Below are 26,285 nucleotides of genomic sequence, written 5' to 3'. Positions count from 1 at the left end.
TTACAGAACTAACATCGCATCCCGTTCCCTGGAAGAGGGCGGCTGACCAAAAATTATAGGAGCTGGCTGAAAATTATGCATTGAAACGCCACCTGCACTGGAAGTGCTGTGGCCATTCTGACGCTCATTTTTCATAACAAGCCCTTGTTGTTACAGGTAAAATGACCCTTTTAAGCCGTCGGTCAGATAACCCATGAATACTGAAACAGAGTTAAAGTTGTCGCTGCCAAAAGAGCAGATACCTCTTCTTAAGACACTGACTTTCTGGAAAAAGTTCGCCAGCTCGTCACCTGAAACCTTTCATTTGGGCAATACCTACTTTGACACGGCCTCTCTGACACTAAATCAGGCTCGGGTTGCCTTGCGTATCAGAGAGAAAAATGGTCAGCTTTTTCAAACGCTTAAAACCAAAGGTGAGAGTCTTGACGGACTGACTCGCCGGGGGGAGTGGGAGTGGTCAATAGAGCGACCGGAACTGGATATGGAAGGGTTAAAAAAAGTCTGGCCAGAATCATTGGGAGCTTTTCCTCCAGAGTCCCTGATACCGCTTTTCTCGACCGATTTTGATCGTACCTGCTGGCTGGTGGAGTGGTCTGAGCCAGATGCCAGGGTTGAAGTTGCTCTGGATTACGGGTTTGTCCGCTCAGGAGATGAGAGCAGTGTCATCTGTGAGTTGGAGCTCGAGCTGGTGAAGGGTGATGAAAATGCACTGCAAATGATTGCCGATGAACTGGCAAAAACCATTGATTTGAAGCCTGCAGACAAGAGCAAGGCCGAGAGAGGATTTGAACTGCTTCAGATCTTCAGGAATCCAGCCAGCACTAGCACGGTTGCCAGTCCAGTAAAAGCCTGAAGCAGGGTGGCCAGGGTGAATGACTTAAAGCCTGTGGCCGGGCTGATTCCGGAAAACTGAGTGACTACCCAGAAATAGCTGTCATTGGCATGGGTAACCATCATGGAGCCACATCCCGCCGACAAAAAGGTCAACAGTCGACCATTTTGGGAGTCCAGACCCAAGCCAGGCAGCAAGGGGTCCATCATCGAAGCCGCACTGATTAAGGCCACGGTGCTAGAACCCTGGGCGGTTTTGAAGAGAGCGGCTACGAGAAAAGGCAAAATCAGTCCAAGGCTCTCTGGCAGTCCTTGAGCAATTCTGGCTATATGTCCGGTCTGAGCCAGCATTCCCGCAAGCGCCCCACCGGCTGTAATGATCAAGATAATCATCGCGCATGAGTGAATACTCTCACTGAACATCTCAGTCAGTCCGGTCTTACAGTGTCGAATCAAAGGCAGGCTGGCCAGCAAACCCAGGAACAGAGCATTGGCAGGTTGTGAAAGGAAAGCAGTCCAGCTTTGCTCTTTATTGCCTGTTTGAAAGTTAGCCATGGACATCAGTAGCAAAGGCAGAAGGATAGGGATAATCGCTGTCCAGACATTCTTTTGATGAGCAGGGGGGGATTGAGGAGGGTCACTGACCACTTGGCTCTCATCATTCAGCCAGCGGGTGACCCATTTACCCCAGAGAATAGCTACAAAAGTGACCAGGAGAGCCACTCCCAGCGCCCAGGGAATTGTCAGGCTCGGAGATATTTCCAAAATCAGGGTTGCCGCTGCGGGCCCGGGTGTGGGAGGGACCAGAGAATGGGTTGCAAATAGGCCTCCACCCAGAGCAACGCTGAGAGAGATCGGGTTGCACTGCACTCTCCGGGCAATAGACTGCCTGATACTGTTGAGCAGGATAAATCCAGAGTCACAGTAAACGGGAATAGAAATAATATATCCGGCTATACCCATGGCTAACGCAGGAAAGCGCCTGGCGATAGAGAGAATCAGCTTCTCTGCGAGAAGGACGGCTCCGCCCGACTTCTCCAGAATATTTCCCAGTAATCCCCCAAAAATGATGAGCAGAGCGACGTCGCCGAACGTCTTGCCCATATCACGGGATATGAGGGGAGTCAGTTCAGAGATCGGCAGGCCTGAAAAAAAACCTGTGGCGTAAGCACTGAGCAGCAAGACGATGAATGGCGAAAACCTGAGACGACCAATCAATATCAGAATGAGGGCTGTCAGTGAAAGGATGAACAGAAAACTATGCAGTATTGATGGGGTCACAGCGGAGTGTCTTGAGAGAATGGTATTGAGTAAAAGTCAGTATAGAGGGGAATGGGTCACCTCGTATCCAGAAAGCCATTTATAACAGACATCAGTCGCGGTTTATTCTGGCGATATACTTAGTTGAACCATTGCTGAATTGAACTTCTGCTTAAAAGCCTGAATTTTCTTATAGGCATAAGCTGACGGTTTAGTGGAGAATAGCGAGATGGAAAGCTTTTCAAGGTAAAAGGAAACGACAGTGTCCAGTGTCCGTGAGCCGAAGTCAAACGCCAATAAATTCAGGGCCTCACTCAACAACAGAGAACTCCTTCTGGATCTGCAGACAGTGGTCTCTGATCTGATTCAGACGGGTCGGATCAGGCAATCGGAAGCCAATGAAATATTGGCTCGTCATCGAAATGCTGATCAACTTAAGCTTCACCCTCTGGAGTACATTGCCTCACAGGATCTGAAGGACGCCCGCAGTGGCGGCTCTCTCGATCTCGATACCCTGATGCATTGGTTGGCAGATCTGTCAGGCCAGGAGTATTTTCACATTGACCCTCTGAAAATTGATGCTACTGCCATTACTCCGGTCATGTCTCACGCTTATGCCATACGTCATCAGATTCTGGCAGTAGAAGTCTCGGCTGACGAGCTCGTGATCGCTTCAGCACAGCCGTGGCACATTGGCTGGGAGGATAATCTCAGACATATTAACCGCAAGGAAATCCGGCGGGTGGTCGCCAATCCAACCGATATTCGAAGATACACTTCGGAATTTTATCGACTGGCAAAGTCTGTCCTGGGTGCTAATGAACACAACGGCGTCCAGTCCACTCAGTTGAACAGCTTTGAGCAGATGCTTGAGCTGGGCAATATGAAGGCTCCGGACGCCAATGACCAGCACATAGTTAATATTGTCGACTGGTTGCTCCAGTATGCCTTTGAACAAAGGGCCAGTGATATTCATGTTGAGCCCAGACGAGAGCAGACTCACCTGCGTTTTCGAATTGATGGGGTGCTACACCTGATCTACCAGATGCCTGCCAAGGTGGCGGCTGCCGTAACCAGTCGCCTTAAGATTCTGGGTCGTATGAATGTGGCAGAGAAAAGAAAGCCACAGGATGGCCGACTTAAAACCCGCAACCCGGATGGCAATGAAGTTGAACTGCGACTTTCAACCCTGCCGACCGCCTTCGGGGAAAAGCTGGTGATGCGGATTTTTGATCCGGATGTTCTGGTCAAGGGATTTGGCGAGCTGGGTTTTTCCAGAGAAGACGAACGTCGCTGGACTCATATGACCGCGCAGCCCAACGGGATTGTTCTGGTCACGGGCCCTACTGGTTCAGGTAAAACTACTACGCTCTATTCGACGCTGAAAAGTCTGGCTTCTGATCAGGTGAATGTTTGTACTATTGAAGATCCTATTGAAATGGTGGAGTCCAGCTTCAATCAGATGCAGGTTCAGCATAATATTGATCTGACATTTGCCAGCGGCCTGCGTGCGCTGCTTCGTCAGGATCCGGATATCATTATGGTGGGTGAGATTCGGGATTTGGAAACCGCTGAAATGGCGATTCAGGCGGCGCTGACCGGGCATCTGGTGCTTTCCACTTTACACACCAACGACGCGCCGTCTGCCATAACCCGTCTGCTGGAACTCGGTGTTCCCCACTATCTGATCAAAGCAACGGTTCTGGGAGTTATGGCACAGAGGTTGGTCAGAACACTGTGTCCTTCTTGCAAACAGCCTGTAAAACTCGATAAGTCTGGTTGGAAATCCCTGACTCGTCCCTGGACAGCCCCCGCGCCTTCGCAGATCTTTCAACCTGTGGGTTGTCTGGAATGCAGGGATACCGGATACAGGGGGCGAGCGGGTGTTTATGAGTTAATGCCTATGTCTCAATCTCTTAAGGACATGCTGGCAGAGACTTCTGATATAGAAAACCTTCGTCGTCAATCCATCAAAGAAGGTATGTACAGTCTTCGCCTTTCCGGAGCTCAGAAAGTAGCAACAGGATTAACAACCATCGAAGAAGTGATGAGAGTGACACCAGACCAGCAGCATTGATTGACTCAGCTTTAAGAAGAAATGGTTGCAGTCTCCCACTGACTATTCGATATTAATATGTGAAGTGGCAGTGGAACAGTCAGATAATAATGAAAACACTTATCCTTACAGGCTTGCTGCTATTACCCTTTGCAATACAAGCGCAGAAGGTAATGGAACTGAAGCCTGCCGAAAAAACCCAATCATTTGTTGAGCAGATGCAGCAGAATTTTGATCCGGCTGTGGCTGATCTCGTGCTGGAGTCTTATTTGAACAGCCTGCTCAAGGCTAACGCAATTAAAGGTGGAGCCAGAAACTCATCCATAGAGTATTCTGTAAGAGCCAACCGGGAAGGGGAGTTGGTGGTGACTCGGCATCAGCAACTGGAGCGGGGGCTGGTCCGAAACAATAACACCCTGACAGTGTTCGGCGTTGGCCATACTTTGGAGTCAGACTGTTCCAGTATTGAGCAGCGTTGCTGGATTTTATATCCCGATAAGGATGAACGTTGGGTTGAAATAGAATATGCACCCAAAGCCGTGAAGGAACTGGCTAAAGGAATGGGGTTACTGATTAAGGAGCTGCAAAGGTAATTTCAGGCGGCAGACCTTGAAACACAGAGACTAAGCATCTCTTTTGCGTGGTTGAGTGTGGACTCGGTCATTTCTACACCGCCCAACATTCGGGCCACCTCTTTAACACGACAATCGCCTTTCAGGCCGACGATCTCAGTGGAGGTTTTAGCATTGCGAACCTTCTTGCTGACATGCAAATGCTGATGCCCCTGGGATGCTACCTGAGGCTGGTGGGTGACACAAATTACCTGACTTCTTTCTCCCAGCTCCCTGAGCATGGCTCCGACAATTTCTGCGGTGCCACCGCCAATGCCGACATCCACTTCGTCAAAGATCATGCTGGGAATGTGAGAGGTTTGAGCGGTTATCACTTGAATGGCCAGACTGATTCTCGATAGTTCACCACCAGAGGCCACTTTAGCCAGTGCTCTGGGTGGTTGACCCGGGTTAGTCGTCACCAGGAATTCGACCTCTTCAGCACCATTGGCTGAGAGCATGCTGCCCTCTATCGGTGTCAGGGCAATGATGAACTCTCCGTGGGGCAGGCCGAGCAAAGCCATGCGTCTAGTGATTTTCTTTTCAAGTTGTCTGGCAGCAGACTGACGTTTTCTGGAGAGTTTTTCGCATTGGTTCTGAAACTCGGATTTTAGTTCGATCAGCTTTTGTTGTAATGCTTCAACCCGTTCATCGCTGAACTGGATGCTCTCCAGCTCAGAGCCAAGCGTGCTTTGCTTTTCCAATAACGCTTCGGGTTGAACCCTGTGCTTTCTCGCAAGGTCGTAAATAGCACTGAGGCGTTCATCCACATCCCGCATTCTGGCGGGATCGGCATCAAAATGATCGATAAAGTGATTGATTTCTCCTACCGCTTCCTCGACCTGAATTTGGGCAGAGGACATCATTTCAATTGTGTTGTTGATGGCTGGGTGATCTATTTGCAGATCGCTCAGGCGCTGCAGGCAGGTGGAGAGTTTCTGGAGAATGTTACCTGCCTCGTTGTCTGAGCAGATAGCATTGATTTCGTGACACACGGAAAGAGTGCCTTCAGCATGGGATAACTGTTTGAGTTCCTGCTCAAGTTGTTCCAGCTCTCCTTCCTGAAGCGATAGCTGTTCCAGCTCCTGAAGCTGATAGCTGAGCAGTTGCACTCGTTCATCCTGCTCCCTGCGATTATGGCTGAGAGTGGTCAGTTCATCATGTGTCTGGTTGAACTGATGGGCAGTGCGAGCCACTTCGGAGGCCAGTTTTTGTATGTCGGCATAATCATCCAGAAGCAGTCGATGGTTGCTTTTTTTCAGTAACGACTGGCTTTCATGCTGGCCATGGATATCAATTAACCGTTCACCAATGGCCCGAAGATCCGCAAGGGGAGAAAGAGTCCCATTGATATAGGCACGGGACCGTCCCTCTTTGGTAATGACTCTTCGGAGAATGCACTCATCATCACTGGCCAGATCTTTTTCTTGCAGCCATGCTTTTGCCGCAGTGCACTGGCTGATATCAAAAGAAGCGTGAATCTCAGCTTTGTCAGTACCCTGACGAACACAGTGACTATCGGTTCTGTCACCCGTTGCCAGACCGAGAGCATCCAGCATGATGGACTTACCGGCACCGGTCTCGCCGGTAATGACAGTCATTCCACAATGGATGTCCAGATCCAGCTGGTCAACGATGGCAAAGTTGCTGATGGACAGTTGGGTCAGCATGATAAATACCCGCTACTGTAGCTTTACTGTTTATATATACAGTAACCTGAAGTGTGCGATTCGTAAAGTCAGAGCTGAAAAAATCCACTGATCCTGAACTGAATGAGATGGGTGGCCGTTGTGATTTTGTTTTGCGGCCCGGTGTTTTGCGAAATGATCGCTTGCGTTAAAAAAACTGTTTTTCAGGTCTTGAATCCGGAATTCGTGACCCAATATACGTTTCATCTAAATGATTGCCTCCCGGTCGGAGATTCTGGAATGACAGTAGAAAGCAGCAAACCTGAAGAGCAGGTAACGGAAGAAGCCACAGAGCAGCAGGCAGAAGAAAGCCTGCTGAACGAAGAGGGTGGTGTTGAACTCGACAGTGAAGGTAATCTGACCGACGGCCTTGAGAGTCAGCTGGAAGCACTCAACGAAGAACTTGCCAGGGCGAAAGATCAGACTCTGCGTACTGCTGCTGAAATGCAGAACATTAAGCGTCGTGCCGAGCAGGATGTTGAAAAGGCTCACAAATTTGCTCTGGAAAAATTTGTTGACGCACTGATTCCAGTGGTTGATAGCCTGGAAAAAGGCATTGAAAGTGCCGAACAGGCAGAAGGGTCTCACGAAGCCCTGGTAGAAGGTATGAAGCTGACTCTGAAGCAGTTCCTGGATGCATTGGGACGCTTCGCGGTAGTTCAGGAAGACCCCAGTGGTCAGCCTTTTGACCCGAACTTCCATCAGGCCATGTCGATGGTTCCGAATCCCGATGTTGAAGCCAACACCGTGATTGATGTTTTCCAGAAAGGATACAAGCTGAATGGTCGTTTGATTCGTCCGGCTATGGTTGTTGTTTCCAAATAAGTGATTTTGCTGAGGAATATTCAAAAAAGAATATTTCAACAGCCTTGAAATCAAATCGATTGATCCCATATTGATTTCAAAGGCCAAAAACAGCTGCTCACCAGACACTGGCAAGCAGCCCTCAGCTGAAGAATTAAAGAATTGAACTAAAGAATTTCGTCCTGGAATCAGGGCAATGGAGAGATTGAACAATGGGTAAAATAATCGGTATTGATCTGGGTACCACTAACTCTTGTGTATCTATTCTGGATGGTGAAAAAGCCAAGGTTCTGGAAAATGCTGAAGGCGGTCGTACAACGCCTTCTATCATCGCCTTCACTGACGATGGTGAGACTCTGGTAGGTCAGCCAGCCAAGCGTCAGGCCGTTACCAATCCTGACAATACCCTGTTTGCCATCAAGCGTCTGATTGGCCGTCGTTTCAAAGACGATGTGGTTCAAAAAGACATCCAGATGGTTCCTTACAAGATTGTTGAAGCTGACAATGGCGACGCCTGGGTTGAAGTTAAAGGTGACAAAAAAGCGCCGCCTCAGATTTCTGCTGAAATCCTGAAGAAAATGAAGAAGACCGCTGAAGACTACCTGGGCGAGTCTGTTACTGAAGCGGTGGTTACCGTACCTGCATACTTCAACGATGCTCAGCGTCAGGCAACCAAAGATGCTGGCCGTATTGCCGGTCTGGATGTCAAGCGTATCATTAACGAGCCAACTGCTGCTGCTCTGGCCTACGGCATGGACAAGAGGCAGGGTGACCAGACCATCGCTGTATACGACCTGGGTGGTGGTACTTTTGATATCTCAATCATCGAGATTGCCGATGTTGACGGCGAGCACCAGTTCGAAGTACTGGCCACCAACGGTGACACTTTCCTGGGTGGCGAAGACTTTGACATGCGTTTGATCGATTACCTGGCAGAAGAGTTCAAAAAAGACCAGGGTATCGACCTTAAAGGTGACCCTCTGGCCATGCAGCGTCTGAAAGAAGCTGCTGAAAAAGCCAAGATTGAGCTGTCTTCTGCTCAGCAGACTGATGTTAACCTGCCTTACATCACTGCCGATGCAACCGGTCCTAAACATCTGAACGTTAAAGTCACCCGCTCTAAACTGGAGTCTCTGGTTGAAGACCTGGTTCAGCGTTCTCTGGAGCCATGTCGTCTGGCGGTTAAGGACTCCGACCTGGATCTGTCTGACATCGACGAAGTCATTCTGGTGGGTGGTCAAACCCGTATGCCAATGGTTCAGGAAAAAGTTGCTGCTTTCTTCGGCAAGGAACCTCGTAAAGATGTGAACCCTGACGAAGCGGTAGCCATGGGTGCATCCATCCAGGGTGCGGTTCTGGCGGGTGACGTTAAAGACGTGCTGCTGCTGGACGTCACTCCACTGACTCTGGGTATCGAAACCATGGGTGGAGTTATGACTGCCCTGATTGAAAAGAACACCACGATTCCGACCAAGAAGTCTCAGGTGTTCTCTACTGCTGATGACAACCAGAGTGCTGTAACCATTCACGTTTGTCAGGGTGAGCGCAAGCAGGCTTCTGCCAACAAGTCTCTGGGACGTTTTGACCTGTCTGACATTCCACCGGCTCCACGTGGCATGCCTCAGATTGAAGTCAGCTTCGACCTGGATGCCAACGGTATCCTGAATGTTTCTGCCAAGGACAAGGCTACTGGCAAAGAGCAGTCCATTGTGATCAAGGCTTCTTCCGGCCTGTCTGACGATGAAATTGATCAAATGGTTCAGGACGCTGAAGCTAACGCGGCTGAAGACAAGAAGTTTGAAGAGCTGGCGGCTGTCCGTAATACGGGCGATGGTCTGGTACATGCTACCCGCAAGACTCTGGAAGAAGCCGGTGATAAGGCCACTGAAGAAGAGAAGAGTGCGATCAACGAAGCTCTGACTGCTCTGGAAGAAGCGCTGAAGGGTGACGACAAGGATCTGATTGAAGAGAAGTCCAAGGCACTCTCTGAAGCTTCTTCCGGTCTGGTTCAGAAGATGTACGCTGAAGCCCAGCAGCCGGGTGCTGAGAGTGCTCAGGAAGCTGAATCTTCTTCCGCTGCGGACGACGCCGTAGATGCCGAGTTCGAAGAAGTGAAAGATGACAAGAAGTAAACCCATTCCGCGCTGCGGTATGAGTTGATTTGGCGGCGCGGGAGCTTTCTCCCGCGCTCTTGTGTTTAAGAGGCTGTCTGAAAAGTTTCGCTGATTTTCCAAACAGTCTCTGATTCAATAAATCGGGATCGATCCCGATGTATGAAAGCGATTTGGATTATTTCGGTCAGGTGATCTGACGGAACCTGACCACAGGGTGTTACTGATGGCAAAACGTGATTTTTACGAAGTACTGGGCGTAGAAAAGGGGGCCTCTGACAAGGAGATCAAGAAGGCCTACCGCCGCATGGCTATGAAGTTCCACCCTGACCGTAACCCTGATGACAAAGAGGCAGAAGAGAATTTCAAGGAAGTAAACGAGGCTTTCGAAATCCTCTCTGATGATCAGAAGCGTGCCGCCTACGACCAATACGGTCACGCCGGTGTCGATCCCAATATGGGCGGCAGTGGAGCTGGCGGCTTCGGTGGAGCTGGCGGTTTCGGTGACGTCTTCGGTGATGTTTTTGGAGACATCTTTGGTGGCGGCGGCCACTCCCGCAGCTCTGTTCAGCGAGGTGCTGATCTGCGCTACCAGCTGGAGCTGAGTCTGGAAGAAGCGGTTAAGGGGACTACCAAGAAAATCAAGATTCCTTCCCTGGTAGTCTGTCAGTCCTGCGACGGTTCTGGTGCCAGGAAAGGCACTTCTCCGGTTACCTGTACCACCTGTGGAGGCATGGGTCAGGTGCGTATGCAGCAGGGTTTCTTCTCTGTTCAGCAAACCTGTCCTGATTGTCACGGCACCGGCAAGATGATAAAAGACCCTTGTCGTGAGTGTCATGGTGAAGGTCGGGTTCAGGAATATAAGACTCTGTCTGTAAAAATTCCTGCCGGCGTCGATACCGGTGACCGTATTCGTCTGGCTGGTGAAGGTGAAGCGGGCGTCAATGGTGGTCCAGCCGGTGATCTCTACGTTCAGGTCAGCGTAGCAGACCATCGGATCTTCCAGCGTGATGGCAAGCACCTCTACTGTGAAGTGCCTATTACCTTTGTTGATGCAGCCCTCGGTGGCGAACTGGAAGTTCCAACCCTCGACGGCCGGGTAAAACTCAAGATTCCAAAAGAAACCCAGACTGGCAAGTTGTTCCGTCTGCGCGATAAAGGTGTCACACCGGTGCGTGGCGGTAGTCGTGGAGACCTGATGTGTCGTGTTGTGGTAGAAACGCCGGTGCATCTGACTGAACGCCAGAAAGAGCTGATGGAAGAGTTGAAGGAAACCTTTGCTGCCGAAGGTGAGCATCGTCAGTCGCCTAAGAAAACCTCTTTCTTTGAAGGGGTTAAAAAGTTCTTCGACGATATGGGCAAGTGATCGGTCAGTCAGAATGGAAAATAAAAAAAGTGGCTTCAGTGCCACTTTTTTTATGTCCAGCGTTGTTCAATTAATGCGTAGGCTTACAGAAATATTTATCGTACTCGGTAAGAAAGTATTGATGATTGAAGTACTTTGTAGTCATGGCTCCCAGCGCTTCGTTTCTGTCTCTGAACGGGTTTTTGTAAGCTAGTTCTTTCTGTTCCAGAAAATCCCGGTAATCAGAGTTTGGAGTATCGGCATCATTGTCGAAGTTTGTTATATCAATGTAGGAGAAAATCAGGCGATCTTCTTCTGCAATAACGACAGTATTCCAGGCATGTGTTTTGTAGGGTGAAAACAATGCCCTGGTCAGGTAAACATTTGCCAGTACGTCAGGAAACAGCTGTTTCAGTTGGGCAAAAACAACCATTCCCAGTACCGTGTATTTATCACAGTCGCCAATCTCCCTTCGCCAATATTCAGCGATTGAACACTCCTCCGGGAAAGTCATTGCCAGCTCGCCTTCATCCACAGTCTCGTAGTGAAGCTTTTGTGAAACAATATGAGCTGTCAGATAGAGCAAATTATAGATCGTTGGTTTTTTTACATAGTTAGCTATGTTTTCAACGTACTTGAAAATTTCCGCCTGGTCGTCTGTCGAAAAAAGGTTCATGCTGTTATAAACATGTATTGAGTTAAGCTGGGAAAATAAATCTTTTGGTAGAGGGATGGGCTCTTTCTTACTCTGGTAGCCCGCCAGATTACCGATGTACTCAAATTCAAGATGATTAGCGGGGTATACACTGCAGGTTGGCTGGTCTGAGATTAGAGAAGGGTAAGTGTCCAGGTCAATGCCATGGAAGTAGAGGGAAGTTGCATCACTCAGCGTTATGTTTTTGCTCATGGCTTCATGAATAAAAGCTGTAGGCACTTTTGAAGAGTAGAGTTTTTTTAATTCAAAGGGTGTGCGGGCGAGCCCTATGTATTTGGGCAGGTCTTTTGTTGTTAAGCCTTTTTCGAATGTTTCATGAAAATCTTTCTGTTCAGTATCCGTGGCGATATACAAGCCGTTCTTGTTTAGGGAGTCTGCAAGATTGGGAGGTATTCCATGTTTAACATAAGCGATAATAGACCTGGCACGATAAACACCTGCCTCGATGTAGCTGTTAGCCGTTTGGGGAGTTAGTCCTGCCTCGAGAATATCTGCAATAAAAAATGGTTTGGAAATGACTCTGGGATGAAACATTGCGGCAACGCCCGGAGTAATGTTGAAGTGAGTATAATAGTAAATAATGTCTGGACTGATTGTTGGGGCATCTTGAGCAAAAAGAAGGACTTCTTCTGGCGTGGTTCCTACTTCTATGAGGCTCTCAATATCATAATCGACTAGCCCGGCGTTCAAGAAAGCCTGTTTTTTTTGTTCTGTAATATCAGCTTCGGCGCAGAAGCTCGTCGTTATGAGCAGCGCAGTTGTCAGTATTATGGCACGTTTTGCAATGTTCATAGGCGTACTCCTTTACTGGCAGATTTAATGGTCCTCTATTTATTAGAGTTTCTGGAGAGCGAGAAGTTCCCCCAGGGGTATAGATGATTTACAGGTAAAGCCGACCTTGCAGGCTCCTGGTTTGACGCCCAGCCTACTTCGATTGCGTCGTACAGAAGTATTCTTCGTATTTGCTAAGAAAGTTTCGCATCTCGAAGTACTCTGGGTACATTGCTCCCAGTTCTTCATTTTTGTTTCTGAGTGGGCTCGGGATGCAGCCAGCTGCCTCATACAGATTGTGCAAGGCGTCATGCAGTTGTATAAGAAACTGAAGAATAAGGCGCAGAACATTGGAATCAGTGTCGTATCTTATGATGTCAATGTACGTAACAATCAGGTGATTCTCTTCTGCAATGACGACGGTATTCCAGGAATGTCTTTTGTATGTCGAAAACCATTCCTTGCTTAGGTAAACATTGGTCAGTACGTCAGGAAACAGTTGTTTTAGTTGGGCAAAAACAACCGCACCCAATGCCATATATTTATCACAGTCACCCATGCCCCTTCGCCAATATTCAGCTATTGAACAGCCTTCCGGGAAGGTAAGACTCAGCTCGCCATCCACTAATGCGTAGTGAAGCTTGTCTGAAACAATTTTTGCGGTCAGGTAGAGCAAACTATAGATCGTGGGGGTTTTTACATCTTTTGCAGCCTTTTCAACGTACTTGAAAATTTCCGCTTGATCGTCTGTTGAAAAGTGGTACATATCGTATTGGATATATATGGAATTTAGCTCGGAAAATAGAGCTTTTGGTAGAGGAATGGGCTCTTTTTTACTCTGGTAGTTTACAAGATTACCCAAGTGTTCAAATTTAAGATGAGAAATGGGATACACAGTGCAGGTATTTTGGTCAGAGATTAAAGACGGGTAGGTGTCCAAGTCAATGCTGAGAAAGTAAAGAGACATTGCATCATACAGTTTTATACCCTTACTTTTAGCTTCATGAAGAAAATCTGGGGGCACTTTGGAAAAGTAGAGATCTTGTAACTGATCGATTGATATGGTGAGCCCTCTGTATTTAGACAGGTTTTCTGCCGTTATCCACTGTTTAAATTCATCTTGAATAGGGATACGATCACTGCTCATGATTACGAAAAAGAGGTTTTTGTATAGAGAATTTGCAAGATCAGGGGATATTCGTTTTTTGGCGTACCCGATGATACTGAAGGCCACATTAATGCCGACGTCGAGGTAGCTATTTGCCGTTTGGGGGCTTAACCCTGCCCGTAGAACCTTATCTATAAAAAACGAATCATTGGCCACTTCAGGACGAAATGATGCAACGACTTCCGGAGTAATGTTGCGCCGTGTAAAACTGTGAATGACATACGGGCTGACCATTGGGGCTTTTTGAGAAAAAAGAAAGACTTCTTCTGCCGTAGTCCCCACCTCTGTAAGGTACTCAATATCATAACCGGCCAGTGCATCTTTCAGGCAATGTCCTTCTTGTTCTGTAATATCAGCGTCGACACTAAAACTCATCAATATGAGTAATGCAGAGATCAGCTTGATGGCATTTGTAATGTACATTGGCGTACTCCTTTATTGCCGGGCTTCAGTTATCCGGAAGATTTCTTTCTAATACTTCCAACATCATGTTGTTATCAGGATGCAATGCCTTTTGTTGTAATTCTCTGGCCAGTTCATAAAAACTATCTCCTGGCTTAGTTGTTTGAGACATATAATCAAGCATTATTTCATTTGATTTATCACAGACGTACTGGCAAAACTCGGGTAATCTACCTTCGTCTAATAACCGGGTAAAGTAACTTTGCCGATCGTCAGCTGAGAGATCAGTATATTCATGGATTTTTGAGGTATCCGTTCCATTAAAAAAATGCGGAATTAACGTTGGGGTTAGCCCGGTATATCTCAGGATATCGTCGGTGATTGCATTACATATCTTATTGAGTTCTAAATGGGCATTCTCAGGGTCATACCAGAGATCACGTTTGATATTTCTGTCGCATAACTCTATTTGCTCTTTGCTCATTGTTAGCAGAGTCGATTTAACCTCTTGCAGAAGGAATGTATTCAAATGAAATGCACCATTAGCTACTTTCCAGCGGCCTAAGAGTTTCGGGTTGCCTGTTGCTGGTATTTCATGACCACATCTGCCCAGTCCAAGGTAGGGTTTATTTAAGCATTGTGCAATATTAGCGGTGCTGGCTCCCGGTGCATAAATGGGGATGTTGGAAAAATAACAAACCAACTCAAACAGTCGCTTCGGTAAAAAAGTAAATTCAAATACGGTGACCTTATCTATAAGTGATTTCTCAGTGGTAAAGTCCAGGGAGTAATTAGTTGAAAACTGTATATTACCAGTATCACTGAGTTCTTTTTTGCCTTTTTCAGACAGACTGATATTCTCGTTGTGTGGTGCAATAATAATGATAGGCTTATCGCCAAAACACGCTTTAGCAGCATTTGTGTAATTGTAATACTCATGCTTTAACATTCCCCAGGCATGATAAGAAAGGGCTAAATATATTTTATTTTCTTTGGCCAATTGCAATAATTCGGTAAAAAATTGAGCTGATTTTTCAGTATCATAACCTTCTATTACTGGCTTTTGTAAGCTGTTAGCTATATCCCTTTTCATTAACTCTGGTGTTGACGTATCTTTATTGACCTCGTACGGATAAATGGGCAGATGATTTTCTTGGTTTTTCAGGGGCATTTCCCTTGGAGATCCAGGGAACCATCTATAGTTAGTTATTTGAAATAATGGAGCTTTTGTTGATGTTCTAAACGAGTCCCAAACGGTGTAAATTTGTAGTGTGTTTTTTGATAAAAGATGGGTAGGTATTGTCTGTTCTATGATGTATGGAATACCAAATATTTTATCTGGTCTTATTTTTGGTGACGATAATTTGTGATCCCCATCCCCATGAATGATAGATTCATCAATGTCACGCTCAGGTAAACCAGAAAGAAGATTTGGTAATTTGTTGCTAAGAGTAGGTTCATAGCCAGAAAAGCGAACCAGATTTAAAGTGCCAGGGGAAAGTCTGACAAAATTCCTTAAGAATTCTATATACAGGTTTAAATTTCCATAGCCCTGAGTGGGGGAGCTAGCTTCTACCAGAAAAACTATTTCTTTAACTTTCCCAGCTTTACTTTGCAAAGAGGTGATTCTATTCATAGATGATGCATGAATCGGTATCTGCCTGAAAAAATCCTGAAGAAAAGATATCCATTGCTTGTCCTTTGGTATCAAACAACCAACTTGCTGGAGAGCACTACTTTCGATAATAGAAGACTCTTTAGTGTTTTTTAACTTTTTTGGAAGCACCTCTGCGGACGAACTTTCACAGGCTGTTCTTTTTTCATCATGCCAGGTAATTCCTTCATTAGTTGAAACATAATAATGCTCCAGTTTAGTCGGGGGCTCAGGAAAAGATTTTTCCAAGGTATTTTCCGGTTTGTGTACTTGGTTTATGGCAGAAGTTGCACAAACATCATTCTTAAAGATTTTGTTTATATTATGGTGTTCCTGACTGGCAAAGGTATCAGTAGTAGTCTGGTCACCATCTTCTACTTTAATTGTTTTTTCTTGTGTTAACAGTTCACTGGTAAGTCTGGGCTGAACTGGAAAATGACTATTAATCATAATGAACCTCCGAACCAATTTCCCGTTACTGGCTGAGAAAGCGTGAATAGGTGTATTTCGCTCTGTCGTGTTGATAACTGTCCAATTAGCCAGAAATATACGATTCCATACGGCCAACTACTTAGCATTGAATGGATGAGTCCTTTGTATTTAGGTAGGTCTCCTGCTCTAAGCTCCAGTTTGAATGCGTCATGAAGGTCGGTCCATTCAAAGTCAGTGATTGTACTAAAGCCGTTTCGTTTTAAGGTGCCTGCAATATCTGCCGTGGTCTCCACCTCTATGTGGCGGCCAATATCATAATTGGCCAACGAGGCGTTCAGGAAGCGTTCTTTTTCTTGTTCTGTAATATCAGCGTTGACACAAAAACTCATCGTTATGAGTAATACAGATATCAGCTTGATGGCATGGCTTGTAATGTTCATTGGCGTAATCCTTTACTATCGGGTTCAATAGTCCATGGAACTTAGAGTCTCGGGAGAGTGATTAGTTCCCCCAGGAGGGAAATATAGTAGCGTTACAGGTAAAGAAGCCGGAAAAGATTGGGGGGATTTTCTCAGCTCATCTATCATTCATCTGTCTGAGCAGTTGTTATGTCCGGATTGCTCTGATCGTGTGGACAGAAATATTTCTTGTATTCGCTAAGAAAGTGTTCCTTGTTGAAGTTCTCGGGGTACATCGCTCCCAAGGCTTCGTTTTTGTTTCTGTATGGATTCGGGGTGTAGCCAGCTGCCTCACGCAGATTCTCAAGAACTTCATACAGTTGTAGATAAAACCGATAAATAAGCTTTAGATAATAGTAATCTCCGGGGTCGTAGTTTGTTATGTCAATGTAGCTGAATATCAGGCGATCTTCTTCTGCAATGACGACGGTATTCCAGGAATGTCTGTTGTATTTTGCAAACAGTTCATTGATTAGGTAAACATTTGCCATTACGTCAGGAAACAATTGTTTCAGTTGAGCAAAAACAACCGTTCCCAATGCCGAGTATTTATCACAGTCGCCAATTCCCCTTCGCCAATATTCAGCTATTGAACAATCTATCGGGAAAGTCTGCTCCAGTTCTCCTTCATCCACTAATTCGTAGTGAAGCTTTTCAGAAACAATCTCCGCTGTCAGGTAGAGTAAATTATAGATCGTTGGGTTTTTTACACGTTTGGCTTTGTTTTCAACGTACTTGAAAATCTCTTCCTGATCGTCGGTTGAAAAATGTCCCATAAATTCTTGCGTAAAATCCCTGCCAGAAAATACTGTGTTAAGCCGGAAAAATAAAGCTTTTGGTAGAGGAATAGGCTCTTTTTTGCTCTGGTAGCCCGCAAGATTACCAAGGTGTTCAAACTCAAGATGGGTTGTGGGATATGCTGTGCAGGTCCGTTCGTCAGAGATTAGAGATGGATAGGTGTCCAGGTCAATGCCACGGAAGTAAAGAGATTTTGCATCTTCCGTGTCCAGGGTTATATCCATACTCAGGACTCTATGAAGAAAATCAGTAGGTACTTTTGAAACGTAGAGTCTTTTTAATTCATTGGTTGTTGAGGCGAGTCCCTTGTATCTGGGCAGATCTTCCATGGTTAGCCCCTTTTCCATTGTTTCTTGAAGCCAAACCTTCGAATAGTCAGAGTCAGTGTAGAAATAGTAGCCACTTTTGTATAAGGCGCCTGCAAGATCAGGAGCTATTCCATTTTTGAAGTAACTGGTCAAAATGTTGGCCTGATCAACGCCGGCTTCTAGGTAGCTATTTGCTTTTTGGGGGCTTAACCCTGCCTGTAGAATTTTATCTATAAAAGCCGGTTCACCAGCCACTTCAGGATGAAACGATGCAACGACTTCCGGAGTAATGTTGCGCCGGGTAAAACGGTGAATGTCATACGGGCTGATCATTGGGGCTTTTTGAGAAAAAAAAAGACTTCTTCTGCCATGGTTCCTGCCTCTGTGAGGCGCTCAATATCATAACCGGCCAGTGCGTCGTTCAGGCAATGTTCTTCTTGTTCTGTAATATCAGCGTTGACACAAAAACTCATCGTTATGAGTAATGCAAATATCAGCTTGATGGCATGGCTTGTAATGTTCATTGGCGTAATCCTCTACTCTCGGGCTCAATAGTCCATAGAACTTAGAGTCTCGGGAGAGTGATTAGTTCCACCGGGAGAGAAATATAGAAGAATTACGGGTAAAGAAGCCGGGAGAGATTACAAGCAGCAGGCTCTGCCCGGAATGCTACGTGGGGGTGCCGCTTTATTCGCAGTGGGGGGCCTGACCATTCGCCTACTCTCTTCAGTCTCCGTTCAATTCAGCCCTTTTTGGCTATTCCATAGGCTTCTGTCAGTATTTCATCAGTCTTGCAGTCGAGGCTCGGATTCCTTTTTATGTGCTGCTCGTTATCATACTTTGATCTTCCTTTGGGGCACCATTCCCGCAGCAGGTGTGCTATACCGTTTTTAGCAACGCTGGCGAAAAATCAAACGGGTTCGAGGGCAGGAAGAAGTTAACCGGAGAAAATTATGTCTCAACAACGAGTCTTAATGGCAATTCTTGTATTGAATGGATCTATTGCCACAACACTCAGGAAGACGCTTGAAAAGGATTGTACCAGGCTTTACCAGAATCACTTCGGCAAACATTACAAGCTCTTTCCGATCTGGGTGGAAGTGCCGCGTTCACAGGCTTTTTTAGCAGCTCGCCCGAGCAATGCGACCACCATTTCCATTGGCGTGGAAAACGATCTTCCCAACGACATTCGTCATGCATTTATGAGTGAATTCAGTGAACTTTGGATGAACTATACCGGGTGCAATAAAAACGAGATCATGCTGACGGCGATGGATTTTCAGGCACAACAAGATTTATTGAAGCTGACTCAGACCCGAATCCGTCCCTCCAGAAGACCTCTGGTTACACTTCAGATGTTGGGCCGATTGGCAAAGTCGAAAATCATTACACGACACTTTTCCACGTCCATTAACTTTTAAACCTTAGCCCGCAGGAGAACAGCCATGCCCCTGTACAATGTTTCAACCCCGGGTGCGGTAGAGATGTCAAAAAGACAACCCTTGTCAAAACTCATTATGGATACCCACTGTGGTTTAACGAGTGCTCCTGAGAGTCTTGTAAATGTGCTCTTTAATCAAAATATTCCATTGCAAAAAGGTATTGCCATTCACGTACAAGCTAACGTCCGCAAAGGCAGGACATCAGACGTCAACGACCGACTTAGTCTGGAAATGCAGAATAATATTGCTGATTTTTTTGGGATCGATGTTTCCGGGGTATCAGTAACCCTGTTTGAAGTGCCAGCATCCTGGGTGATGGAAGGCGGTGAGTTGTTACCAGAACCCGGAGAAGAAGCTTCTTGTGAATGGCTTCAAAAAGATCTCAAAGAATGCGAAGAGAAGAAAAAGCATGCTACTTTGGAAACGATGACATAGTTTGTATCTGGACAGTTGCTCTGTCGATAGCCCTTGTTCGAATGCAGCTTGAAACGTTCAAGGGCATGCTCCTTTCCTGTCGGGTTTAATAGCTCGCTGGAGAATGGAGTTTCGGGAGAGCCTGTAGTTCCCCCAAGAGAAATATAAAACAGTTACAGCAAAATAAGCCGGGAAAGAGTGGGGAGATTTTTACCGCTCATCTATTCTTCATGTACGGCTAAGTGACTGCTTTTGTCGTGTTAATAACATTCAAAAAACATTTTTTGCGGGTAGCTTGAGCAGTGATGAAACTACCTTTGGTGTTAAAATCCGAGCCTGGCCTTTATTCAGGTTTTGCTGCATCAATATTATTCTATTCGTTGTGCAACTGCTTTTTGACGACAGGATCTCCCAACTGGGTCAGTGCGGCTCTGTTTCTGATTTTGTTCGTTGTTATGCTCTGGTCTTCCTTCGGCGTGGTTCGCCATGCTGATGGTCTGGCTGAACAGTTGGGTGAGCCATACGGCACTCTGATATTGACCCTGTCAGTGATCAGTATCGAAGTCATTGTGATTTCAGCCGTGATGCTCACCGGAAGTCATAATCCAACGCTGGGTCGGGATGTGATGTTTTCTGTCCTGATGATTGTACTGAATGGATTGGTCGGGCTGTCGCTGCTTCTGGGAGGGGTCAGACATGTTGAGCAGACGTTTAATTTGCAGGGAGCCAACTCCTTTCTGGGAATTCTTGTTCCTCTCTCTGTGCTGGGTTTGATTCTGCCGAATTTTACAGAATCAACGTCCATAGGTACTTTCTCCCTTGAGCAAATAGTCTTTCTTGTTGTTATGAATGTTGTCCTCTACTTGGCTTTTCTGGGAATGCAGGCCATGAGACACCGGCACTATTTTGTGGGTGACAATGAGGGTTCTGATCACAGTGATGAAAAGAGGTTGTCTGTCCCGTCACATACCCTGCTTTTGCTCTGCTACATGGTTCCCATTGTTTTGCTGTCGAAGAAGCTGGCAGTGATTGTGGATTATGGGATTTCTGAACTGGGAGCACCCACAGACCTGGGCGGAATGATTGTGGCAATTCTGGTGCTGTCGCCGGAAGGGATGGCGGCGATCAAAGCAGCAAGAGCTAATAATCTTCAGCGCTCTATCAATATTTGTCTGGGGTCGGCTCTGGCCACTATAGGTATGACCATACCTGCCGTGCTACTGATCGGGGTTCTGACCTCCAAAATCATTGTTCTGGGTTTGAACAATGTCGATGCACTATTGCTGGTTCTGACGCTGCTGGTTTCCATCGTGAACTTTTCTTCAGGTAAAAGTAACCTGTTCCAGGGGGTGACTCATCTGACACTGTTTTTCTGCTACATTATTCTGATTTTTGACTGATCCTGGTTCATAAGCACTCAACCATACGAAATCATATTTTCTGACTTATTGTTCAGGCACTCGCGGCAACTGCTCCTGCGTTGCTCTAGCTCCTGCATCCATGCAGTCGTGATGCGTTGCAATTCTGGTCACATAGCTTGCTATGTTTCCGTCGTTGCGCCTTGCAGAGCACCTGCCCAATAAGCCAGAAATATTTGATTCCCTACGGCTGAGTACTTAACTGCTTTTCTTTTCGATTCATTGGCTCTTGATCTCTCATAAGAAAACCGGTTCAGAAATGCCCTGAATTCAGGTGTTTTTTGGAAGAAAAATATTGTCTTTTTATAAATATTGTGTTTGAATGCGAAAAATTTGCATTAGATTTGTTGAGGCAGTTGGCGTGCCCCCGAGACTCCTTATAAAAGTCGGATAAAAAAAGCGAGACGGTGATTCAATTTACCTCTCGCTTTTTTTGAGCGTGCTCTCTAAGGAAACAGGGTTATAACATTGCTGTCTTGCGTACTTCACCCATCAGGTTTTACCCTTGCTGACCTGATTGGGAACAGGTCGAACAGCCTTAAGCGTAGAAAATCATTTTGCCCATGAATAAGATGATTTTCATGAGGTGAATGTGGGAGGAATCATTGACTAAGTCAGCCGTACTGGCTCTGGAAGACGGAAGTCTTTTTCGGGGCATTGCCATTGGATCCGACGGAGAGACCAGTGGTGAGGTCGTTTTCAATACAGCCATGACTGGCTATCAGGAAATACTCACCGATCCTTCTTATTCTCGTCAAATTGTGACTCTCACCTACCCCCATATTGGTAATACCGGCATTACTCCCATAGACGAAGAGTCTACTGAAATTCATGCCGCTGGCCTTGTTATCCGTGATCTTCCTCTTCTCGCCAGCAACTGGCGGAACAGGATGCCTCTTGATGAGTACCTTCGTACTAATCAAATCGTAGCCATTGCTGATATTGATACCCGTCGCCTGACTCGTATCCTGCGAGAGAAGGGTGCCCAGAATGGTTGTATCCTGGTGGCCGATGAAAACGGTCATATTGATGAAGCGGCAGCTTTGGAAAAGGCTCGGGCATTCCCCGGCCTGAAAGGTATGGACCTTGCCAGAGAGGTGACAGTTTCGGAGTCTTATGAATGGAAAGAAGGTGTCTGGTCTCTGGAGTCCGATGATCACCAGACTGTTGATGAGCAGCCCTTCCACGTTGTGGCTTATGATTTTGGTGTCAAGCGCAACATACTCAGAATGCTGGCCCAGCGTGGTTGTCGTTTGACGGTTGTGCCCGCTGAAACTCCTGCACAAGAGGTTCTGGCCATGAACCCGGACGGTGTTTTCCTGTCCAACGGTCCTGGTGATCCGGAGCCCTGTGATTATGCCATCAAGGCCATTCAGGATATTCTGGCAACCCGTATCCCGGTCTTTGGTATCTGTCTGGGTCATCAGCTGCTGGGTTTGGCCAGTGGTGCTGCCACCATAAAGATGAAGTTTGGACACCACGGGGCCAACCATCCAGTGCAGGATCTGGATTCCGGTGTCGTAATGATTACCAGTCAGAATCACGGTTTTGCCGTGGCTGAAGAGAATCTGCCTGAAAATATCCGGGTCACTCACAAATCCCTGTTTGATAGCAGTCTTCAGGGTATTGAGCTGACAGACCGGCCCGCCTTCAGTTTCCAGGGACACCCTGAAGCCAGCCCGGGGCCGCATGATGTCGCAGTGCTGTTTGACCGGTTTATCACTATGCTGGAAAAGCACACAGCCGCTTCCAAATCCTGATCAGGTCGCTTGAAAGAGAGACATACAGTACAGACTCAACAGGCTTTCGTGAGCGAAGAACTCCGCAAGCCTGAGACAAGTTACGAGAGCAACGATGCCGAAACGTACAGATATTGAAAGCATCCTGATCCTGGGTGCGGGTCCTATCATCATCGGTCAGGCCTGTGAATTTGACTATTCCGGAGCCCAGGCCTGTAAAGCCCTCAAAGAAGAGGGTTATCGTGTCATTCTGGTGAACTCTAACCCGGCCACCATCATGACCGACCCCAGTATGGCAGACGCGACTTACATTGAACCCATTCGCTGGGAAACCGTCGCCAAGATCATTGAGAAAGAACGTCCGGATGCGGTACTGCCTACCATGGGCGGTCAGACCGCTCTGAACTGTGCCCTGGATCTGTTCCATAAGGGCGTTCTGGAAAAATATAATGTCCAGATGATCGGCGCCAGCCGTGATGCCATCGATAAGGCTGAAGATCGTGAAATGTTTGACAGGGCAATGAAGAACATTGGTCTGGAAACACCTCGTTCCGGCATTGCTCACACCATGGAAGAAGCTCAGGCTGTGCTGGATCAGGTGGGCTTCCCCTGTATTATCCGTCCTTCTTTCACTATGGGTGGATCCGGTGGTGGCATTGCTTATAACAAGGATGAATTTGAAGAGATCTGCAAGCGTGGTCTGGATTTGTCACCCACCAGTGAGCTATTGATCGATGAATCCCTGATTGGCTGGAAAGAGTATGAGATGGAAGTGGTCCGTGACCGTAATGACAACTGCATCATTGTCTGCTCTATCGAGAACTTTGACCCAATGGGCGTTCACACCGGCGACTCGATCACAGTCGCTCCTTCCCAGACGCTGACCGATAAAGAATATCAGATCATGCGTAATGCCTCTGTTGCTGTGCTGCGAGAGATTGGCGTTGAAACCGGTGGTTCCAATGTTCAGTTCGGTATTTGCCCGGACACCGGCCGTATGGTCGTAATCGAGATGAACCCCCGGGTATCCCGTTCTTCCGCTCTGGCTTCCAAAGCGACTGGCTTCCCCATTGCCAAAGTGGCCGCCAAGTTGGCCGTAGGGTATACCCTGGATGAACTGCGAAACGAAATTACCGGTGGTGTGGTCCCGGCTTCTTTCGAGCCTACCATCGATTACGTCGTTACCAAGATTCCCCGTTTTGCTTTTGAAAAATTCCCTCAGGCTGACGACCGCCTCACTACCCAGATGAAATCGGTGGGTGAGGTCATGGCTATTGGTCGTACTTTCCAGGAGTCCATGCAAAAAGCCCTTCGTGGTCTGGAAACCGGAGTTACTGGTTTCAATCCAATGCTGGATGTTTCTGATGAAGGTGCTATCGACAAGATCAAGGCAGAGCTGGTTGTTCCAAAAGCGGATCGACCTTACTACGTGGCAGATGCTTTTCGTGCCGGTATGACACGTGAGGAAGTCTTTAACAGCTGCATGATCGATCATTGGTTCCTTGTCCAGATTGAAGACATTGTTAAAGAAGAGCAAAACCTGGTTGGTAAAGATCTGTCTGCACTGGATGCCGACACTCTGTTCAGACTCAAGCGCAAGGGTTTCAGTGATGCACGTCTGGCTGAAGTGATGGCCGTCGCTGAAACAGAAGTGCGTAACCATCGTCGTCAGCTGAACATAAAGCCGGTATTCAAACGTGTGGACACCTGTGCGGCCGAGTTTGCCTCCACGACAGCTTACATGTACTCCACCTACGAGGAAGAGTGTGAAGCTGTGCCAACCGATAATGAAAAGATCATGGTTATCGGTGGTGGTCCAAACCGTATCGGTCAGGGTATCGAATTCGATTATTGCTGTGTGCATGCCGCCATGGCTGCCCGTGAAGACGGTTACGAAACCATCATGGTTAACTGTAACCCCGAAACGGTTTCTACAGACTATGACACTTCTGACCGACTGTACTTTGAGCCAGTTACTCTGGAAGACGTTCTCGCCATTATTGATGTTGAAAAGCCCAAGGGTGTGATTGTTCACTACGGTGGTCAGACTCCTCTGAAGCTGGCTCGTGCTCTGGAAGCTGAGGGTGTGCCAATTATCGGTACCAGTCCGGACGCAATTGACCGTGCCGAAGACCGTGAACGTTTTCAGGGCATGATCCAGAAGCTGGGTCTGCTGCAGCCTGCAAACGCTACCGTGCGCAGTGCTGAAGAAGCTGTAACTAAAGCCAAGGAAATTGGTTATCCGCTGGTTGTGCGTCCGTCTTACGTCCTGGGTGGTCGTGCCATGGAAATCGTGGCAGGCGAAGATGAACTTCAAAAGTACATGAAGGAAGCCGTTCAGGTTTCCAATGACAGTCCGGTACTGCTGGACCTGTTCCTGAGCCGTGCCGTAGAGGTGGATGTCGATGCAGTATGCGACGGCGAGCGTGTGGTCATTGGTGCCATCATGCAACACATTGAGCAGGCAGGTATTCACTCGGGTGATTCCGGTTGCTCTCTGCCTCCCTACAGTCTGAGTCCCCGTATCCAGAACAAGATCCGTGGGCAGGTGAAAGCCATGGCTATGGAACTGGGTGTTGTTGGTCTGATGAATGTTCAGATGGCGTTGCAGGACGGTGAACTCTATGTGATCGAGGTTAACCCTCGTGCATCCCGTACAGTGCCTTTTGTGTCCAAGTGCATTGGTCACTCCCTGGCCAAGATTGCCGCTCGTGTCATGATGGGCAAGACTCTGGAAGAGCTGGAGTTTACCAAAGAGATCGTGCCTCCATACTTCTGCGTGAAAGAAGCCATCTTCCCATTCAACAAGTTCCCGGGTGTGGACCCGATTCTTGGCCCTGAAATGAAGTCTACTGGAGAAGTGATGGGTGTTGGTGCTTCTTTCCCGGAAGCCTATTACAAGGCTCAGCTGGCTGAAAATATGGCACTGCCGGAAGGTGGCCGTGTCATCATCAGTGTCCGTGATCAGGACAAGCCCATGGTGCCTGGTATCGCCCGTCTGTTAATGGATACCGGTTTTGAACTGGTGGCTACCAGTGGTACTGCCCAGGTGATCGAAGATGCCGGTCTGCCCGTGACCCGAGTCAAAAAGGTGATGGAAGGTCGACCAAATATGGTGGACAGCATCGTCAATGGTGATATAGCCTTTGTGGTCAATACTACCGAAGGTCGTCAGGCCATTGCAGACTCCTATAAAATCCGCCGATCTTCCCTGACCAATAAGGTTCTCTACACCACTACCATGGCAGGTGCGGAAGCCATTGCTCGGGCCATTGCCTTTGGTTCGGAGAAAACAGTCAGAAGACTTCAGGATTTACACGAAGGTAAGACTGGATGAATCGATATCCAATGACAGTGGAGGGCGAAAAAGCTCTCCGAGAAGAGTTGGCTCAACTGAAAACCGTGGAAAGACCACGCATTTCCCAGGCAATTGCCGAGGCCCGGGAATTGGGGGACTTGAAAGAGAACGCTGAATATCACGCAGCCCGTGAACAGCAGAGTTTTACTGAGGGTCGTATTAACGATATTGAGGGCAAGTTATCCAACGCTCAGGTTATCGATATTACTACGATCAAGAAAACCGGTAAGGTTGTCTTTGGTACTACGGTTGTACTGGTTAATCTGGATACGGACGATGAAGTTGAGTACAAGATCGTGGGTGATGATGAAGCAGAGATCAAGGATAACAAGATTTCTGTAAACTCACCGATTGCCCGTGCCCTGGTTGGTAAAGAAGAAGGTGACGTGGTGGTTGTGAATACACCATCTGGCAATGTTGAATATGAGATCGATGAGGTTAAGCACATCTGAAGATCTCGATTCTCTGCATGGGTCAATGGCCTGTGCAGAGAAGCTGGTTT

General features: G+C 47.2%; 20 protein-coding genes. 12 read left to right on the top strand and 8 right to left on the bottom strand.

Annotation, left to right across the window (positions count from 1 at the left end; translation table 11 throughout):
* Positions 1 to 193 precede the first annotated feature (193 nt).
* Positions 194 to 853 carry an inorganic triphosphatase gene (locus ACOJUO_RS03105; RefSeq protein WP_422135286.1) on the top strand — a complete coding sequence of 220 codons (660 nt, stop codon included), beginning with the start codon at positions 194 to 196 and terminating at the stop codon, positions 851 to 853.
* On the opposite strand, the gene ACOJUO_RS03100 is transcribed toward ACOJUO_RS03105, so the two are convergent.
* Positions 796 to 2,112 carry a GntP family permease gene (locus ACOJUO_RS03100; protein ID WP_422138873.1) on the bottom strand — a complete coding sequence of 439 codons (1,317 nt, stop codon included), beginning with the start codon at positions 2,110 to 2,112 and terminating at the stop codon, positions 796 to 798. The two genes, ACOJUO_RS03105 and ACOJUO_RS03100, sit on opposite strands and share 58 nt — an antisense overlap.
* 328 nt (positions 2,113 to 2,440) lie before the next feature.
* Between ACOJUO_RS03100 and ACOJUO_RS03095 the strand changes: the two genes are divergently transcribed.
* Positions 2,441 to 4,168, top strand: a complete 1,728-nt coding sequence (locus ACOJUO_RS03095) for a GspE/PulE family protein (RefSeq protein WP_422140055.1) — start codon at positions 2,441 to 2,443, stop codon at positions 4,166 to 4,168.
* 89 nt (positions 4,169 to 4,257) lie between these two features.
* On the top strand, positions 4,258 to 4,740 hold the full coding sequence (locus ACOJUO_RS03090; protein ID WP_422138872.1) for a hypothetical protein: 483 nt from the start codon (positions 4,258 to 4,260) through the stop codon (positions 4,738 to 4,740).
* Between the two features lie 2 nt (positions 4,741 to 4,742).
* Here the strand turns inward: ACOJUO_RS03090 and recN are convergent, their stop codons facing one another.
* The gene (gene recN / locus ACOJUO_RS03085; protein WP_422135283.1) at positions 4,743 to 6,428 is read right to left on the bottom strand and encodes a DNA repair protein RecN; all 1,686 of its coding nucleotides are present in this window, start codon (positions 6,426 to 6,428) and stop codon (positions 4,743 to 4,745) included.
* 258 nt (positions 6,429 to 6,686) lie between these two features.
* Here recN and grpE point away from each other — a divergent pair, with 258 nt between their 5' ends.
* The 3 genes from grpE (at position 6,687) to dnaJ (ending at position 10,727) form a co-directional block, all read left to right on the top strand.
* Entirely contained in the window at positions 6,687 to 7,271 is a 585-nt protein-coding gene (grpE, locus tag ACOJUO_RS03080) for a nucleotide exchange factor GrpE (RefSeq protein ID WP_422135282.1), read from the top strand.
* Between the two features lie 191 nt (positions 7,272 to 7,462).
* Positions 7,463 to 9,382 carry a molecular chaperone DnaK gene (gene dnaK, locus ACOJUO_RS03075; RefSeq protein WP_422138871.1) on the top strand — a complete coding sequence of 640 codons (1,920 nt, stop codon included), beginning with the start codon at positions 7,463 to 7,465 and terminating at the stop codon, positions 9,380 to 9,382.
* A 205-nt stretch (positions 9,383 to 9,587) separates the two neighbouring features.
* A complete protein-coding gene (gene dnaJ, locus ACOJUO_RS03070) occupies positions 9,588 to 10,727 on the top strand; it encodes a molecular chaperone DnaJ (protein ID WP_422135280.1) in 1,140 nt (379 codons plus the stop codon).
* Between the two features lie 70 nt (positions 10,728 to 10,797).
* On the opposite strand, the gene ACOJUO_RS03065 is transcribed toward dnaJ, so the two are convergent.
* From ACOJUO_RS03065 to ACOJUO_RS03040, 6 genes are all read right to left on the bottom strand, one after another.
* On the bottom strand, positions 10,798 to 12,213 hold the full coding sequence (locus tag ACOJUO_RS03065; RefSeq protein WP_422138870.1) for a hypothetical protein: 1,416 nt from the start codon (positions 12,211 to 12,213) through the stop codon (positions 10,798 to 10,800).
* A 133-nt stretch (positions 12,214 to 12,346) separates the two neighbouring features.
* On the bottom strand, positions 12,347 to 13,783 hold the full coding sequence (locus tag ACOJUO_RS03060) for a hypothetical protein (RefSeq protein WP_422138869.1): 1,437 nt from the start codon (positions 13,781 to 13,783) through the stop codon (positions 12,347 to 12,349).
* Positions 13,784 to 13,808: 25 nt separating this feature from the next.
* The gene (locus ACOJUO_RS03055) at positions 13,809 to 15,866 is read right to left on the bottom strand and encodes a hypothetical protein (protein ID WP_422138868.1); all 2,058 of its coding nucleotides are present in this window, start codon (positions 15,864 to 15,866) and stop codon (positions 13,809 to 13,811) included.
* Positions 15,863 to 16,288, bottom strand: coding sequence for a hypothetical protein (locus ACOJUO_RS03050; RefSeq protein ID WP_422138867.1), 426 nt, complete (start codon positions 16,286 to 16,288; stop codon positions 15,863 to 15,865). The genes ACOJUO_RS03055 and ACOJUO_RS03050 overlap by 4 nt, the downstream gene beginning before the upstream one ends.
* Before the next feature lie 143 nt (positions 16,289 to 16,431).
* Complete coding sequence (locus ACOJUO_RS03045) at positions 16,432 to 17,667, bottom strand: hypothetical protein (RefSeq protein WP_422138866.1); 1,236 nt, start codon at positions 17,665 to 17,667, stop codon at positions 16,432 to 16,434.
* Positions 17,668 to 17,741: 74 nt separating this feature from the next.
* The gene (locus ACOJUO_RS03040) at positions 17,742 to 17,936 is read right to left on the bottom strand and encodes a hypothetical protein (RefSeq protein WP_422138865.1); all 195 of its coding nucleotides are present in this window, start codon (positions 17,934 to 17,936) and stop codon (positions 17,742 to 17,744) included.
* A gap of 429 nt (positions 17,937 to 18,365) precedes the next feature.
* On the opposite strand from ACOJUO_RS03040, the gene ACOJUO_RS03035 reads away from it, so the two are divergent.
* The 6 genes from ACOJUO_RS03035 to greA all read left to right on the top strand — a co-directional run bounded on the left by ACOJUO_RS03035 (position 18,366) and on the right by greA (position 26,235).
* Positions 18,366 to 18,833, top strand: a complete 468-nt coding sequence (locus ACOJUO_RS03035; RefSeq protein WP_422135274.1) for a hypothetical protein — start codon at positions 18,366 to 18,368, stop codon at positions 18,831 to 18,833.
* A 24-nt stretch (positions 18,834 to 18,857) separates the two neighbouring features.
* Entirely contained in the window at positions 18,858 to 19,289 is a 432-nt protein-coding gene (locus ACOJUO_RS03030) for a hypothetical protein (protein ID WP_422135273.1), read from the top strand.
* A gap of 374 nt (positions 19,290 to 19,663) precedes the next feature.
* Positions 19,664 to 20,668, top strand: coding sequence for a calcium:proton antiporter (locus ACOJUO_RS03025; protein ID WP_422135272.1), 1,005 nt, complete (start codon positions 19,664 to 19,666; stop codon positions 20,666 to 20,668).
* Positions 20,669 to 21,291: 623 nt separating this feature from the next.
* Entirely contained in the window at positions 21,292 to 22,446 is a 1,155-nt protein-coding gene (gene carA / locus ACOJUO_RS03020; RefSeq protein WP_422135271.1) for a glutamine-hydrolyzing carbamoyl-phosphate synthase small subunit, read from the top strand.
* Between the two features lie 94 nt (positions 22,447 to 22,540).
* Positions 22,541 to 25,762: a carbamoyl-phosphate synthase large subunit gene (gene carB, locus ACOJUO_RS03015; protein WP_422135270.1), complete on the top strand. Its 3,222-nt coding sequence runs from the start codon at positions 22,541 to 22,543 to the stop codon at positions 25,760 to 25,762.
* Positions 25,759 to 26,235, top strand: coding sequence for a transcription elongation factor GreA (greA, locus tag ACOJUO_RS03010; RefSeq protein ID WP_422135269.1), 477 nt, complete (start codon positions 25,759 to 25,761; stop codon positions 26,233 to 26,235). The genes carB and greA overlap by 4 nt, the downstream gene beginning before the upstream one ends.
* Positions 26,236 to 26,285: the final 50 nt, after the last annotated feature.

This window comes from Endozoicomonas sp. ALC020 (assembly GCF_049275935.1).
Taxonomy (GTDB): Bacteria; Pseudomonadota; Gammaproteobacteria; order Pseudomonadales; family Endozoicomonadaceae; genus Endozoicomonas_A.
This window is presented reverse-complemented; position numbering and strand designations above follow the sequence as displayed.